Origin of the sequence: Megasphaera sp. UBA4382, assembly GCF_002391155.1 — a bacterium.
GTDB lineage: Bacteria > Bacillota > Negativicutes > Veillonellales > Megasphaeraceae > Megasphaera > Megasphaera hexanoica.
The window spans coordinates 1-16,895 of the sequence record NZ_DGRS01000080.1 but is presented as its reverse complement, the minus strand read 5'-3'; the positions used below and the strand labels follow the sequence as shown (position 1 = coordinate 16,895).

5 protein-coding genes are annotated in these 16,895 nt (G+C 53.1%); 3 read left to right on the top strand and 2 right to left on the bottom strand.

The window, feature by feature from the left end; translation table 11 throughout:
- Positions 1–157 precede the first annotated feature (157 nt).
- Together B4H10_RS09420 and B4H10_RS09415 are read right to left on the bottom strand one after the other, a co-directional pair.
- A complete protein-coding gene (locus tag B4H10_RS09420) occupies positions 158–4,321 on the bottom strand; it encodes an autotransporter outer membrane beta-barrel domain-containing protein (RefSeq protein ID WP_292018722.1) in 4,164 nt (1,387 codons plus the stop codon).
- A 265-nt stretch (positions 4,322–4,586) separates the two neighbouring features.
- Positions 4,587–13,331: an ESPR-type extended signal peptide-containing protein gene (locus tag B4H10_RS09415; protein ID WP_292018721.1), complete on the bottom strand. Its 8,745-nt coding sequence runs from the start codon at positions 13,329–13,331 to the stop codon at positions 4,587–4,589.
- 402 nt (positions 13,332–13,733) lie between these two features.
- Between B4H10_RS09415 and B4H10_RS09410 the strand changes: the two genes are divergently transcribed.
- From B4H10_RS09410 to pdxA, 3 genes are read left to right on the top strand one after another with little or no spacing between them, the layout of a single operon-like run.
- Positions 13,734–14,540, top strand: a complete 807-nt coding sequence (locus tag B4H10_RS09410) for a DeoR/GlpR family DNA-binding transcription regulator (RefSeq protein WP_292018720.1) — start codon at positions 13,734–13,736, stop codon at positions 14,538–14,540.
- Between the two features lie 14 nt (positions 14,541–14,554).
- The gene (locus tag B4H10_RS09405; RefSeq protein ID WP_292018719.1) at positions 14,555–15,760 is read left to right on the top strand and encodes a four-carbon acid sugar kinase family protein; all 1,206 of its coding nucleotides are present in this window, start codon (positions 14,555–14,557) and stop codon (positions 15,758–15,760) included.
- A gap of 23 nt (positions 15,761–15,783) precedes the next feature.
- Complete coding sequence (gene pdxA / locus B4H10_RS09400) at positions 15,784–16,788, top strand: 4-hydroxythreonine-4-phosphate dehydrogenase PdxA (protein WP_075581481.1); 1,005 nt, start codon at positions 15,784–15,786, stop codon at positions 16,786–16,788.
- The last annotated feature ends 107 nt before the right edge of the window (positions 16,789–16,895 follow it).

The following is a 16,895-nucleotide window of genomic DNA, read 5'->3' as shown; positions in this document are numbered from 1 at the left end:
TATAGTGAAAATGCCTGTCATAATTACAACAACCAGTATATCAACAATTTTTCTTTTAATAAAGACCGGACATAGTGTTAACCTATACCAAAACAGGCATACGGATATTGTCTACCCGTATGCCTGAAACACATTTAGTATCTATTAAGCCATCTTATCAGAAATTCCAGCGGATGCCGGCATCCCAAGACCAGTCTTTATGGAACTGGCCGCCACTGCTCCGTTCTACGTCCGCATAGAATTGGGTCGCCGTTCCGATCTGTGCCGATGCACCCAGACCGTATTCAAACCACGTGTCGCCGTAATCCCGGTTCAGGAACAAATCCCCTTCATCATCGCTGAGGTGTACCTGTCCAGAACCGCCGAATTCATGGTACCAGTTAGCCTTGAAGAAAACCTGTGCCCTGCTGCTTTCGTATCCGGCCCGGAGTCCGGCCCGGCCGACGGCGCTGCGGATATCCTGTTCATCGACGGTTACACCATTTCCCATAGACCATGATGCCTCGCTCAGCCAGCCAAGAGTGCCTTGTACCTGGGGTTCGACGAACCAGCCATGTCCCAGCTTTTTTTTGTATCCGTATTCTGCTCCAAAGGAAAGGCCCGTATTATCGCCGTGGCCGCTGATGCCATCATGGGCAATCAGTTTATTGGTCAGCCGGTGCAGACGCAAGGCCAGATCGAGATAGGTCCCGTCTTTGCGGATCCGCGTATCATACCATCCCAGAGCGTAGCTGTTCGTATCGCTGCGACTGCCAAAATAAGCCCCCCTGCCTTCCGTATAGCCAAAGCCGATTCCCTGATAGTGATCCTGTGTATCGCTGTGGCCTGCCAGCTGGTCATAGCCTACTTCATAGGTCGTATACCGGTCTTCAAAGGGGAACTGTCCGTTGCGGCGGATGGATGTCCCTTTTACCCGGGCCCAGATGCCTTCCTGCCCAGGTTCTCCTTTACGCAGGTCACCCATGCGGCGGAAGAGTGTGTCCTGTTCTGTGCGCCAGATATGGTAATTAATCCCATCGGCTCCCATGATGCCCCGCACCGTATGGGTATACTTACCATGGTCATCAGTGGGCAGTTTCTTAAAGCCTTTAATGTACCAGTCGGTGTTATATCCGTCCGTCACATCGTCTCCCCGGCCCGTTTCATGCGTATCCAGGAGAGTACGGTGAAAGAACAGCCGGTCCTCCGTATCGGACACATAAAAACTTCCCTGTTCATCGCCCACACTGGCCAGAACAGAGCCGATAGCGCCATCAGTCCAGATGCCGTTCACGGCATGGAGCTGCAGTTCTGTCTTCCCCGTGTGAGAGCCTTTGACATAGAGACGGTCATTCTGTGTCGTATTGCCTTCATGACCCATATAGACAGTGGCTCCATCCCCGGCGAAATTCCCTGTATACAGGCTCTGGTCAGTTGTATTCTGATTCAGATGGATAATCCCCTTATCGGCCTGAAGTCTGGTAACTTTGGAATCGCCATCCAGATTCCAGACGGCACCGTCGTTGAGATGAAGGGTAATCCCTGCATCAGAACTGATGCCATAATCGAGATTTTCATCCTCTATGGTTCCATCCAGCAGGGACCCGTTTCCCTGAAGGTACGCTTCCAGAGAACTGCCAGCATCGGCTGTCAGAACTCCGTCGATACTCCCGGTGCTGCCATCATGGCCGATAGTAACGGAACCGCCTCCGGAAGACCGGGCCGCATAGGTGCTGCCGTTGGCGGAAAGATCGTAGCTGCTGGCATCGAGAGTAATGGGAGCCTTTTGGGAAACGGACCAGATTTCTCCATTCACCACGGCATTTTCCGTGGCATTGTCTCCTATGGTCACGGGCATGGCATTGGCCTGTACAGCCCGCATGCCGCTGGCCGGGTCGATGAGGAGGTTCTGGCCCTGGAGATTCACGGCATTGGTGCTATCCCCCAATGCCCAGATGCCGCCGTCAATTTGAAGCAGATTTGTCCCGTCATGGCCCAGGTTCACAGCACCACCAGTGGTCAGGATCAGGTTCTGATTTTTATTGGTTCCTTCATAGATATGGATGATATCGCCATCCACGGAATATCCTCCATCGAGGCCTACCAGCCGGCCGTCAATGCTGACATTGGAATCAGCTTCCCCGATGACCAGGGCATTATCCGCTGCACTCTGGATTACCAAAGCATCGTGAGTGTTGCTGTCCGGGTCCGTGGAAGTGCCGTCCTCATTGGTCTTCACCGTGGTACCCAGGGTCCCGCTGTCGGGAGCCGCCCCGTCGGTGATGGTGATGTTCTTCCCCATCACATCCATACAGGAAACGCCGTTGATCAGCAGCCGCCCTTTTATGGCAATGGAATCGGACGTGCTTCCTTCAGGAGTCGTCCGGCCAATTTCCACAGATTTACTGCTGGCATTGGCATAAAGAGCCGTATGACCGGCATTATCGAGGAGGACATTCTTACCGCCTACATACAGGACCGTATCCACGCCCGTGACGATTTCCCCGTTCACCGTGGTCTGGGCTGTATCTTCATCGCCTATCTGGATGTAGGAACTGCCCCGGTCAGTAAGGGAAAAGGCATTCTTATTATTTTCGAAATCTCCTTTCAGGCCATTTACCGTAACGGCCTTGCTGCCCCGTAGTACGAAGGCATTGGATCCGTTGGTGAGAATATGGCCGTTTACTGTAGTCGTTTCCGTAGTGTCATCATTGCCAGACCAGAACCGGGAATCCGTAAGATCCAGTGCCACGGCATTATACAAATCGCTGTAGGGATTATCACTGAAGGAAGGGGTCTTGGACGCATTGAAGACCAGATTCTTTCCGTTGAACCAGGCCAGTTCATCCTGATCAGAGGTCCCTGTCACGGCCACGGAACCATTGACCTTTATATCGGTTCCATTGCCACCGGCATAAAGTTTCCCTGTGCCAGTTTCTCCATTACCACCGTAAGCAAGACGGATGGCGCTGGTATCATAGGAATCTTCATTCAGGGCATTTCCGATGGTCAGTTTGCTGGCTGCTTTCAGATTGAGTTCCGCTGCCCCGTTGAACTGAATTCCAGAAGCCAGATTGATTTCATCGGCATCCATGTTCACGTCACAGTCCGTCACGTGAAGGGACCGGTGGAAGTAACTACCATCCGCATCCGGAGTCAGGGTAATGGTCTTCCCCGTAAGAGAGGCGGTCCCACTGTTGTCTACCTGAAGTTCCTGTGCTTTGATGTCGCCCTTATTTCCATTTGGATTTTCTGCAATAAGGGTCAGGCTGGCATCTTTCCCCGTGGCATGGAGCAGCCCATCCGAAGAGATATTAGCGGCCTTCACCTTGACGCTGCCATCACTGGTCACGGAGAAATCCCCGGAAGCATCCACATTTCCGGCAGCAGTCACATCGATTCTGGCATGGCCCCCCACAGCGGCCAGAGCAGCATTGCGGTCCCAGGGACTGGAAGTCTGGCCATATTCCCCCAATTTCACATTTCCCCCGGCATTCACCGTGACGGAGGCAAAGGGAGCAGAGCTGGGAAGGTAGGATCCGGTCATGACCAGTCCGTTTTTGGCAGTCACATTGCCCCGGGCGTTGAAGGTCACCTGGGCATTGGATTCAGAAGCCTTAGTATTTCCAATGGACAGATTGTTCCCGGAAACAGTGATGGTATTCAATTGTGTTTCTCCCGTGGAAGCAGCCTGGGTCCCACCTACTCCGAATTCATCGATGGTGATGTCCCCGGCATTGGCGTTACCGATATTCACCGTACTGGAGCCGGATACGCCGAGAGACTGGATATGAAGGTCCCCGGTCATATATTGTGTTCCCAGGTTAATGGTACTGCCGTTAGCAGCATTGATTCCCTGGCTGCCGGTAATAGAGATAGTCCTGCCATCCATATTCACCGTCCCCCCTGCACTCTGTCCCCATGGCTGCATGGCATTGACGGTTGCCGCCGAAAGACTGTCCGTAACGGCATTTCCGGCTGTAATGAGACCGCCCGTGTTGAACCCGCCCGTAAAAGAAATGTTTTTCCCGAGGACCGTAGCATCCCCGCCATTGCCTCCCCCGTAGTCTTCAATGATCACCTGATTCGTGGCATCCGTTCCGACCGTCACCTTATCCTGATTCCAGCCCTGAAGATGCTTTACCGTAATGTGATTCCCTTCTGTGGCATCTCCGCTCCATTTATTCACATAATCATAAGTTCTGCCCGTATCCTGTGCGGAAGGATCTGCCGCCAGGGATACGCTCCCTGACAGGCTCAGACACACGAGCAGAGCTAATATGGCCTGTTTTTGACAGGTGCAGTTTCTTTTTCTGTCCTTGTAATAACGATTTGTTTTCATATTGTATCTCCTTTCAGCCCGTTCTTGCCGGGCAAGGACAGTCTTGTTATTATTAAATTTTTATGCACATATTATTGATTATTAATAATAAATATTTATTGTCATATTACTATTATATCACGCCTGTCGGGCCATGCAATAAATCAGTCTGTTCCAGTAATATTATATACTTTACGCCTTATTATCGTTTTATGGCAAAATACTCTGAATGCAAAACAGGTCTGCTGCACCCGTAGGTACAACAGACCTGCTCAGACTGGCTATTCTATTGTTTTGCCGCTAATTGCTGAACCATGGCTTTTAATTCAGCGATTTCTTTATCTTGTTTTTCTACCTGGGCACGAAGGGTATCATTTTCCTGTAGTTTTTCATTCTGCTGTTCGACGATGGCCTTCAATTTCTGAATTTCTTTTGCCATCGCTACCCGCGATGTCGTCATGGTCGTACCTTTACCGATTCTCCAGGCTACACCGGCATTGAGCATGTTTTCCCCGCCGCCGAAACTGCCTCCGATGCTGACCATCGTATCTGCATTGGGACGGTAGAAGGCACCCAGTGCCGCTGCATTGGCATTTTTATAATGACCAAATCCGGCTGCAAAATCCCATTTTTCATCAGGATCGAATTCTAACGGATGCAGGGCCGCCAATGCCGATGCCCCGGCACCGACACGATTCATGCGGTTGCCCAGAGTATTGATGGCATTGGTAACGCCATTGACCACGCCGCCGAGCTGGCTCACATTCACCGCATCGGTGGGTTTCGTCCCCGCCGCCACATCATGGATCTGCTGGCCGCCCAGGGAGACGTTGCTGTTGCTGATTTCCACTGCATGGGTATTCTCCCCGTTGGCCGCGATCTTGATGCCGCTTCCGGTTACGGTGGTCCCAGCGGATCCGGCACTGTTATTGACGGTAAGGTCATCATTATTCAGGGTGCTATTGCCAGTCGTAACGCTGGTCAGCCCCGTCAGCTCCTTGGACAGCTTGATATCCATTCCGTCCCCATCGGCGTTCTTCACCACACCGATGTTGCCATCCGTGAGTTTCGTAGTATCCGCGCCACCGGACAGCTTCATGGATTCACCCAGGCCTCTGGAGACGGTTTCTCCATCATCCCCGGTAAAGTTCCGGCTGCCCAGCTTGCCGATTTCCGTCTTGGCAGCCTCACCGGCAAGGGTCTTCACATCGCCGATATTGGCCGCGTTGGTATTATCGCTGTCGTCCCCGTTGACGATACCGCTCGCCACGTTGGTGATGTTCTTGCTGCCTGCATCGATGCCACTGCTATTGATGGTTACTCCACCGGCCGTGAGAGAACCGTCAGTGCCAAGATCCACCTGGTTATTCAGCTTGATGTCGATGGACTTGCCATCTTCCGAAACAGCCGTAGTGATATTGCTGTCCCCATGGATACCGATGGTACTGCCAAGGTCGGCTTTCGCCGCTTTCGTGCCGTCTCCATCAGCTGTAAGGCCAAAGCCGCCGCCCTGAGCCGACTGGGTGATACTGCCCTGCATCAGTTTCAGCTGTTCTTCCGTAGCCGCCCGGCCCTGGGTAGCAAAGTCCGGACCAATGGTGGTATTCTTCAAGCCCGTAATGCTGTCGATAGCCGTCAGATCCTTGGCCAGCTTGATGGCAAGGCCATCAGAAGAAGCGACGACGCCTACATTCTTCCCGTCAGACAGATCCGAGGTGCTGGACACACCGCCGGAGATCTTCACCGTGCTGTTCAGCGCCTGTCTGACAGTCCCTGCATCGCCGGCAAAAACAAGTCCATCATCCAGGGTGGCCACATCATGGGCTTTGCCGCTCTGATCCGTATAGGTCAGACGGGTCTGGTCCTGCTGGGCCAGGTTCTTAGCCCCTGTATGGACGGACACGGACGCCTTGGTTCCCGTCGTGGTTCCTGTCAGATCCAGATAGCCGGCGCCATTGTCCTGACGAAGAGCAGCAGCCTGGCTGCCGTTGTAGTTCAAGGTGACCCCTGTATCGCCAGTGATGTTCACTTCATCAGCAGCTGACGCCCCTTTGAACAGCATGCTGCCGTCCACACCGGTAATGGCGGTGCCATCTGTGTCAGTCCCTGCATGGGTACCCACTTCCAGGTGATCCTGAAGTTCTACGGAAATGTATTCATCTCCATTATTGTCCTTTTTCACTTTGGTCAGGATATTAGCCTTGCTGCGATCCCAGCCATCGCCATCACCACCGCCGGATACCTTGGGTGCATCGCCGAAGATCCGGATGGCGCCGCCCACTTTTTCGGTGATAGTGGCATCGGTGGCTTCTCCTTCCCCGCCGGCCGTAATGCTGAAGGTGGCTGCATTGACCGTATTCTGGACGGATTGGCTCACTTCATACAACTGGTCTTCCGTAGCCGCCCGGCCGGATACATAATCGGTCCCGGTCCAGTTGGTATTGGTGAGGCCAGTAACGTAATTGCCGGTTTCAGTTTTCTGGTTGATTTTCGTGGTGGTCGTCTGATATCCCACTTTCGTGCTGTCTGCCGTAAGGCTTCCCTGGCTTCCCAGGTTGATGTCTTTGGCCAGCGCTAAGGTCAGGCTGCCACTGGTGCCATCGGCATTTTCTGCAGCCACCACGCCGATATTCCCGGTAACCAGGTTCCCGTTGGTGTCTTTGGCCAGTTTTTCTTTGGCGGCACCGCCGGTGACAGCCAGCGTGCTCCCCAGAGTAATAGCTGCTGTACTGCCGTTGTCATCGCTGAACTTCAGGCCGTCACTCATGGTGGCTACCGTATGGATGGCATCATCCGTTCCATCTTTGTAAACAAGCCGTTTATCGCCCTTGGAAGTGGTATTGGTCAGATAGGGTTTTCCATCCATATACTGGCTTTCCACAATCAGGTTGGAATAGGTGTTGTCGCTGTTTGGTCCGTACAGGAGCAGCTGGCCCTGGATATTATTGCCGCTTTCGCCATAGCCCACCTGCATGGACCGGGCTTCCAGATCCTTGTCCAGTTCCACATAGAGGGCATTGTTCTTGTTGATGACCTTCACGTTGCGGCCGGAGTAATTGGCATCCTCATCGGTGCCTGTACCCAGGATGGATACGGTGCCGCCCAAATCAGCATGGAGGGCTGTCGTGTTGCCGGAACTGTCCGAAGGATTGCTGTTCCCCAGAAAGTTCAGGCCTTTGGCATCGGAGCTGTCCGTCGCCCCCTGGGCTGCTGCCTTTAGGTCACCAATGGTGGCCGCATGGTTCAAGGTATCTCCCGTGGCATCAGCCAATGCCGTATCGCCCAGGCCGCTCGCTACATTCACGATCTGGCTGCCCCCGTTGTCCAGACCGGTGGTGGTCAGAGACACCCTTCCACCCTCGGTGGAACCGGCCTTGGCAATGGTGATCCCCGTGCCGGTTACGGACGTGGTATTTCCTGCCGTATCCGTATAGGTGGCAGATGTGAGCTTCAGGTTTTTGCTGAGAGCCAGCTTGATGGCTGTATCCGTCGTATCAGCCGTGGTGGTCAGGTTCTCATCGCCGGCTGCCGTAATCTTGATGGTGCTTCCCAGGTCCTGCTTCACCTCTTTGCTGCCGGTGCTGTCCGCCACATCTGCCGTAAGGCCAAAGCCCCCGGTGGTCTTGCTCTTCAGGCTGGTGCTGACGCTGGCCAGCTGGTCTTCCGTAGCCGCCCGTCCAGAGACAGGCGTCCCGCTCCAGGTGGTGTTGTCCAGCCCGGTGAGATAGTCCCCGGTGGCAGAGCCGCTGGTCTGGTTCCCCAGGACCAGGTCATTCCCCAGGGAAATGGAAGTGAGGCCGGTCAGATTCTTGGCCAGCTTCAGCTTGAGGGTGCTGCCGGAAGCGGCAACCCCAATGTTGCTGCCGGAAGAAAGGTCAGAAGAGGAATCTTCGCCGCCTGTTACCGTCAGCGTATTATTCAAAAGTACGGATCCGGTGCCGCTGTCCCCGGAAAGCTGGATCCCATCATTTAAGGTGGCCAGGGTATAGAGAGTCTTGGCTGCCGTAGTTTCATCCTCTCCGGCACTGGCAGCCCAATACTGGAAGCGCGGCGAACCAGCCGCTGTACTGTTCAGGAATTTGGGCCCGCCGTAATTCTGGACCATGGCGGCAAAGTTCCCGCTGGCATCGCCCACGCGCAGGGACCCATCGGCGCCGTTCATGGTCAGGTAGGCGCCGCCCGTCCCGGTAGCGGTAACCATGCCATCCACGCCAGCAGCCGTATCCGTCTTCTCGGACCCGGCCGTCAGGCTGGTGGCGGTCAGGTTATCGTCCAGGAGCACCCGGATATCCCCTTTATCGCTGATGGTGGTGGTGATGTTGCTGGTATTGTAGGTATGGCCGTCCTGTTTCGTGCCCCCATAAATGCCGATGGTATCTCCCAGCTGGGCCGTATGGGTCAGGGAAGTGGCCCCGTCCGCCAGGGCGCTGGCCGTGAAGGTCAGTCCCTGTTCCAGGGCTGTTTTGCTGGCCAGGCCGGAAATGGTGATTTCCTTCCCTGTGGGATCGGTGGAGCTCGCTACCGTCAGGGTCACATCTCCGTTGTCGTCCACAGAATATTTCCCGTCGGAGCCAGTGGCGGAATTTTCCACCAGATGGTAATCCATGCTGGACAGGCCGGACAGATCCACTGCTACTGTTGAATTGTCATTTTTGGTCAGGGTCAGTGTGGCACTGGTGGAGGTAATCCCGTCATCGGCTTCCGTGACTTTCGTAGAAACACTGCCCCCGGTCACATAGTAGTCGTGGAGCCCGGAAACATTGACAGAATTGCCGTTTTTCTCATTCAGGGTCACTTTCAGCTGTCCCGGGTTGTTGGTATCATCCGCGGCCGCCCCGTCCGTCACATAGTTGTCGCTGGCCAGGGTACCGGTCTGTACTTCGGTAATGGCTTTCTGGAGCTGATCTTCCGTGGCCGCCCGGCCGCTGACGATGGAATTGGCGTCCCAGTTGGTATTCTGGAGCCCTGTAATGTAGAATCCCGTGCCGCTGTTGGCTCCGCCGCCGGCCTGGCTGCCCAGGTAAATGCCTCCGGTGTAGGTACCGTCGGTGCCACTGGTGCCGCCTACCCGGACCGTGGTAAATTCCACATTGGGAGTGGTAGCAATCTGGATATCCCCGTTTTGCGTAAGAGCGATGTTATCTCCTGCCACAAAGTTCAGGGTATTATCGGTGGGTGTAACAGTCTTCACATCCGTAGTACCGTTGATCTGGGCTTTCCAGCCGGCATTCACGGTGGAGGAAACGGCGGCCAGCTCATCTTCCGTGGCCGCCCGGCCGCTTACATAGGTGGGGTCCGCGGTGGTCCAGGAAGTATTGGTGAGACCGGTCAGATAGATGCCTGAAGAAACAGCGTTCCCCTTATTGTCCGTCAGAGACCAGGTGCTGTCAGAGCCATAATTTCCCAAATGGAGGCTGCCGATGGTCCCGTAGCCATTGATTCCATCCATGAACAGCAGGGTTCCCAGAGACAGGGTCCCGGCGGTGCCGTTCAGTACCGCATACCCATTGTCACCCAGCGTCAGGGTATCATTCAGGGCCACTTCATAATCCACGGTGCCATCCGTCTTGGTGGTCTTGGTGACCTTCGTATTGTTTTTGGTGCTGTCCTTGCTTACGGTGACCATCTGGCTGGCGATGGTCTTCACATCGCCGATGTTGGCGGCGTTATCTGCCGTTCCATAGACGGCTTTCCCGGCCGTATCCACACCGCTGGCACCGCTGGCGACACCGGTAATCTGTTTGCTGCCGCCGCTGATGCCGCTTGTGGTGATACTGGGGCCGCCGGTGAGGGAAAGTCCGCTGCCGTTCAGGGTGGAAGATCCTGTGGTCAGGGTACCGTTGGACCCCTCCAGGATCAGGGCCTTGCTCCCGGTTCCCACGGTCACTTTGTCCGCCGTCAGCTGGGTATCCATGGCAATGGTGATGTTCCCGCTGTCATCGATGGAAGTGGTCAGATTGTCCGTGGTATAGGTGTGACCGGATTGGGCATCATGGGCCTTGATGGACACCGTATCCCCCAGCGCCTTGTTCACTGCTTTGTAGCCCGTGGTGCTGGAAGCATCAGTGGTATTGGTAGTAAAGTTCAGCCCTTTGGCAATGGCTGCCGTATTGGCGGCAATATTTGTCTGGTTACTGCTTACGACGGAAGCCACGCTCTGGAGCTGGTCTTCCGTGGCCGCCCGGCCACTGACAGCCGTGGTGGTGCCTACGGTCCAGGTCTTGTTATCCAGACCGGTGACATAATTGCCTGTCTTCGTAGCATCACTGCCATCACTTTGACTGCCCATGACCACCGTGCCCGCTGTAATCGAGTTGAGTCCGGTGAGATTCTTGGCCAGCTGGATCTGAAGCTTTCCGTCACTGGCCGTGACGCCGATGTTATTGCCGGAGGCCAGATTGGAAGCGTTGGTCTCTCCACCAGAAACAGTCAGCGTATTGTCCAGCTTCACGGTGCCTGAACCTGTGTCGCCAGCCAGCTTCAGCCCATCATCCAGTGTCGCCACCGCATGTCTGGTGGTACCGTCCCCATCGATATACTGGAGCCGGTTGATATTGGTGCCACTTACATCATTGGTGCCATACCCCACTCCCAGGGAAGTCGCCACATACTTCGTACTATCGGAATTGGGCCCTACGATTTTCACAGAACCGGCATAACCCTGCACGGAATCGGTGGTGGCCTGACCGGCGGTGACACTGTCTACCCGGATGTTCTTGTCCAGGCCGATATTCAGTTTGGTGATGACCGTCTTCCCGTCATCGGCCGTTTCGCTGACCCCGGTGACCAGGATATTCTCTCCGGAATATTCCGTAGATGCCTTGGTACCACTGCCTTGGATCTGGAGGGTGCCGCCCTGGTTGGTGTGGACAGTGGTATCCGTATTGTTCCCCTGGAAATTCAAGCCTTCGCTTTCTACGGCTTTCAGCTGGGCCACGTTGACAGCGTCGGTGTCATTGGTGCCGGCGGCCAGATTGGTAATCTGACGGGAAACGGTGATGGCATTGCCCTTTTCATCCTTGGTATTGCCGCCCAGGGACATGGCCCCTGCCGTGGAGACCCAGGTGGTGGACGTATCACTGTCGCCAGCCAGATAGCCTTTGGCTCCTTTCGCCACATCAGCAATAGAATGGGCGCCTACAGCCACGCCGCCTTCCACATTGGCGACGGATGATACGCCCAGAGCCGTACCTTCATCCTGCACAGCCTTGGCATTATACCCATACGCAGAACTGCCGGTCTTGGTAGCCGAAGCCTGGAAACCTACAGCTACAGCAGCTCCATTGGTCGTAGAAGAAGTATCCGTATTGGCTGTCCCTGCATTGGCAAATACACCAAGGGCAACAGAAAAATTCCCTGCAGCTTTATTTTCTGTACCTACGGAAACAGACTCTGTTCCTGACGCCGTATTGTCATATCCTACCGCCAGAGCTCCCAGACCGCTGGCGGTGGAATTGATGCCCATGGAAGTGGCATAATCGCCGCTGGACTTGGTATTCACGCCGAAGGCCAGGGAATAGGTGCCGGTGGCGCCATCATTATAGTAGTTGGCCAGCGTATTTTCCGCAATGGTGGTGCCATTGGTTTTGGTACCGGTTTTGATGCTCAGGAAATGGCGGCCTGCCTGTTCCAGCTGGTCTTCCGTAGCCGCCCGTCCGGAGGCATATTTCCCCGGCGTCCAGGTGGTATTGGTGAGACCGGTGATGAAATTGCCGCTTTCCGTGGTACGGGTGGAGGAAAGGCTTGTAATATTGCCATTGCTGTCATAGACAGGAACGTAATAGGTATAGGTATAGCTGGGCTGCTTGCCAATGGTGATGGCCCCGATATTGGCCAGGCCTGCCGTGCCGTTCAGGGAAATATAATTGGCTGCATCGGTGCTGAGGCCGGCGGAAATGGTGCCTGCTGTGCCGTCAAGGACGACGGCCTTGCTGCCTGTGGTATCGGTGCTGTCCTGCAGGGTGACTTTCGGTTTCAGGCTGATGGTGGTGGTCTGAACCCCAGTGGTGCTGTCCGTAGATTCTTCTGCATGGACATTCTTTTCATCGCCTTTGACCTTGATCTGGTTCTTGGCCGTTGCCACCGCTTCTGCCTCGGCGTTCTTGAGCTGTTCCATGACCACCACATCGTGGTCATTGATGCCATCAGCTACATTGACGAGACGGTTGTAGGAATCCGAGTCAAAGGTAAGGGTACTAATGGTATGATCCCAGGGATCAGAAGCATAATACGTATCTCCCTTTACATGGCCAAAAGAAATCGTATTGGCTGTATTAGCCACTGCCTGATACCCGATGGCTGTTCCATAGGCCACATTGACAGCGGACTGGTAGCCAGCCGCAAACCCCTGCGTTGCAGCAGCACTGGTGCTCCCGCCGGCAATGCCCACGGAATACATCCCCTGCACAGCGGACATCATACCGCCCAGAGCCAGAGAGCTGTTGCCACCGGCTACATTGTAAGCACCTCCTACAATGGTAGACCAGTCACCGGTGGTTTTATTGGCCGTACCGCCACTGATGGTAGACTGGTTCCCGGCAGCCTCATTCTGATCGCCACCGGATACACTGGAGAATTCCCCGGTGGCCTTATTTTGCTTGCCACCGCTGATGCTGGATTTTTTCCCCGAAGCAATATTATCGCCACCGCCGCTGACACTGGAACTTTCTCCTGTGGCATGGTTCTTTGAGCCGCCGCTGACGCTAGAGTAGTTTCCATTTGCATGGTTGAGTTCCCCACCGCTGACCGTGGAATAATCCCCGGTAGCCTCCGCCTGGTCTTGTTTCCCTTCAGCATCGGTCACTGCGGTTTGACTGCCGCCAATTATTTTGTTGCCTGTTGCGGCAGATGCATTCATTCCCCCCAGAGGAAATAATAAAGCTGCCCCTAACCCTACAGCAGCCGTCGTCTTGCCCATAGCAGCGAAAAGATGGGTACTCTTCACTTTACCAGCCTGCTTGACAAATTCAGAAACGACCATATAACACTGCTTCGTCCGATTCCAGATTACTTTGTATACTCGATTCATCATAATCCCCCTTGTTATACAGCAAACAGTTTTATTTATTCGTAAATCAAACATATATATACAACATATGCAGGTAGCATACGCATTAATGTTATTGTACATGTTATCAATAAAAAATCAATATTATTTTTTCATTAAAACCAAGAATCTGCCATATATACTTATAATTTCATCATACTATAGATATATTGACCATTTTATTCCACAAATGACATGTAAAAAAATCTATCCGCTTCATGTTCTCTTTTTATTTCAAATCGAAATTATTTCTATTTCTGTTTTTATATTTATTCATATTTATAGCATAATAAATAGTTCAATACGTGTTAATAGATTCATTATTGACGATATTTTCTGCTTTTGTTATAATATACAAACATAAAAGAACATTAATTACCATATTTATTGTTTGTTTTTATTAATACAACAAGGAGGTGTGTAAAAATAGTACCGGTTCAACGCCGTCAGTGCATCATGGATGAATTGTATGCCCAGCAGGTCGTAACCGTGCAGGCACTGGCAGAAAAATTACAAGTCGCTCCCATGACCATACGCCGGGATTTACATCTATTAGAACAACAAGGGCTGATAAAAAAGAGTCATGGCGGAGCTGTCCTGGCGGAGTCTTCTGTACAGGAAGCGGCCTACCACAACCGCCAGCAAGTCCATCGGAAAGAAAAACAGCAGATAGCCGCTGCCGCACTGGCAAAAGTAGACGATGCCATGTGCCTCTATCTGGATGCAGGAACAACCAATTACGAGCTAGCTGTCCTCATAAGCGGGAAAAGGTGGAGTTCTCTTACCGTCGTTACGAATGATCTGGCTATCGCCCAGACACTGACACCGGCCCAGGGCATTACTGTCATACTGTTAGGAGGGAAAATAGATGCATCTTCCTGTGCCGTCTGCGGGCCTCTGGCTGCCCAGATGGTCGGGCAGTTTCATTTTGATATTTGTTTCCTGGGAACGCAGGCCATCACACCCGACTGGCATATCATGACAGCTAACGCCGAAAAAATTTCCATAAAAAAAATTTGTATGAATGTTTCGGACAAAGTCATCCTGCTGGCAGATCATTCAAAGTTCAGGAAGCATAAAATATATACCATTGCCAGTATTTTCGATATGGCTGCCATCATTAGTGATTATCTTCCCACCCGCCAGGAACAGGATATATTACAAAAACACGGTGTTACTTTTTATCATGTCTGAAGGAGGAAATACACATGCACGAATTTGTCATTCTGGCTGATGATTTTACCGGAGCCAACGACACAGGAGTACAGGTTGCCAAACGAGGACTCCCCGTTTCCGTCATACTCCGTGCCGAAGACATCCGACCGGGATCTGAAAGCATTGTCATTGATAGTGAAAGCCGCATTATCAGTGGAACCGATGCCTATAAACGGGTTTATGCCATGGCCTCAGCAGTAGAACAGACTGGCAGCTGCCGCTTTTTGTATAAAAAAGTGGATTCTACACTGCGCGGTAATATCACGGCAGAAATCAAAGCCGTCATTGCCGCCTGCCACCCGGATATTATCGTCTTTGCTCCATCGCTGCCATCACAGGGCCGGACCGTACAGGACGGACGCCTCCATGTACACGGCGTTCCTCTGATGGAAACGGAAATTGCCTGTGATCCCCGCAATCCGCTGAAAACAGATACGTTATCCGAACTACTCAGTCCCTGTCTGGATACGCCTATACATAGAGAAATACCAAAATCCGATTGGGAACCGGGCGGTTATATCTTTGATGCCAGAACGGATGACGACCTGTATGCCATTGCCCGTCAGGAACTGGCCCAGAAACAGAAGATTCTCTGGATTGGTTCGGCCGGCCTTGCCAATGCCCTTCTCCAGATCTGCTATGCCCCCTGTCCGGCCCTGGCTATCGTCGGCAGTGTCAGCACCCGCACGATGGAACAGCTGGCCTTTTGTCAGAAACAGGGCGCTGTCATCCACAAGCTTCCCATGGAGCAGCTCTATGAAGGGGCTTCCCTTGCACCGTATATTCACGCAGCCATTGCTTCCCTTGACGAAGGAACGGATGTCCTGGTTACGGCAGCGGCAACACGGGAAGACTATGAAACCTTTCTGGACTATGGAAAGGAACGCAGTATTTCTTCAGACGAACTGGCCGCATTTACCAAACGCATTCTCAGCCAGACCGCCATGGCTATCACTGCCCACAGTTCCCTTTGTGGGCTCTTTCTCACAGGCGGTGACACGGCCATCGCCGTCGTTGAACAACTCCAGGCCTGCGGATTCCAGATTGAACGGGAAATCCTTCCCGGATTTGTACAAGGGCGCCTTCTCGAAGGGGTCTGCCCACAGTTGCCTGTAGTGACCAAAGCCGGAGCCTTTGGAGCTGCACCGGATATATGGAAAGCACTTCAGTGTTTGAAAAAAATTCCCCGCAACGCATAGGCGGAGAAACAGGAGGAAATCATATGAATCAATTTGTCGGTATTACTATGGGGGATCCCGCCGGAATCGGCCCGGAAGTATCGTTGAAAGCCATTGACGCCAGGCCGGAATATCAGGAATCCGTCCTGATTTACGGAAGTTACGGCGTGCTTCAGTATTATCATCAGTTACTTCACCTCAAAACACCACTATCTGTCATTTCATCGCCATCCGAATTCCAGCCCGGCCATATCAATATTATTTCCGTCGTCGATCTGGAAATAGGAAAAGATATTGAAATCGGAAAAGTATCGCCCGTTGCTGGTGATGCTGCCTATCAGTACATTGCCCGCGCCATTCACGATGCAATGGAAGGTCAGATACAGGTCGTAACGACGGCACCACTTAATAAGGAAGCTCTGCATAAAGGAGGGCACAATTTTGACGGGCATACGGAAATTTTCGCTACCCTTACGGGGACGAAACACTATACGATGATGCTCTGGAGTCAGAATATGTCTGTCGTACACGTTTCTACTCACTGTTCTCTTCGTGAAGCCTGCGACCGTGCCAAAAAGGTACGTGTTCTGGAATGTATCCACCTCGCCCATAATGCCATGAAACGTCTGGGCCTGGACAATCCTCATATCGCTGTCGCCGGCCTCAATCCGCACAGTGGGGAACATGGGCTGTTTGGCCGGGAAGAAATAGAAGAAATCATCCCGGCTATCGGGGAAGCCCGGGCAGAAGGACTGTACGTTGACGGACCGGTACCGCCTGATACGGTCTTCCTGAAAGCGTATAAAGGAATATACGATATCGTCGTGGCCATGTACCATGACCAGGGTCACATCCCCATGAAAATGATGGCTTTCGATACGGGAGTCAACGTCACACTGGGACTGCCTATTATCCGTACTTCCGTAGACCACGGTACGGCCTTTGACATAGCCGGCAAGGGAATTGCCAAAGAAGACAGCATGTTCAGTGCCGTTGACCTGGGAATCCGCTTCGCTAAAGGAAGATTGCAGTCAGCGTCTATCCACTAGCAGGCAGCCATCTAATGAACAGGACACCAGCCGTATTGGGCTGGTGTCCTGTTTTCTTCACTTCCCACTAATCACGAACCATAAAAAAAAGCACTAGCATAAGCTAG

Excerpts from the sequence above, each read along its gene's own strand:
- pdxA (WP_075581481.1), top strand. The coding sequence starts at position 15,784 with ATGAATCAATTTGTCGGTATTACTATGGGGGATCCCGCCGGAATCGGC.
- B4H10_RS09405 (WP_292018719.1), top strand. The coding sequence starts at position 14,555 with ATGCACGAATTTGTCATTCTGGCTGATGATTTTACCGGAGCCAACGAC.
- B4H10_RS09420 (WP_292018722.1), bottom strand. The coding sequence starts at position 4,321 with ATGAAAACAAATCGTTATTACAAGGACAGAAAAAGAAACTGCACCTGT.
- B4H10_RS09415 (WP_292018721.1), bottom strand. The coding sequence starts at position 13,331 with ATGATGAATCGAGTATACAAAGTAATCTGGAATCGGACGAAGCAGTGT.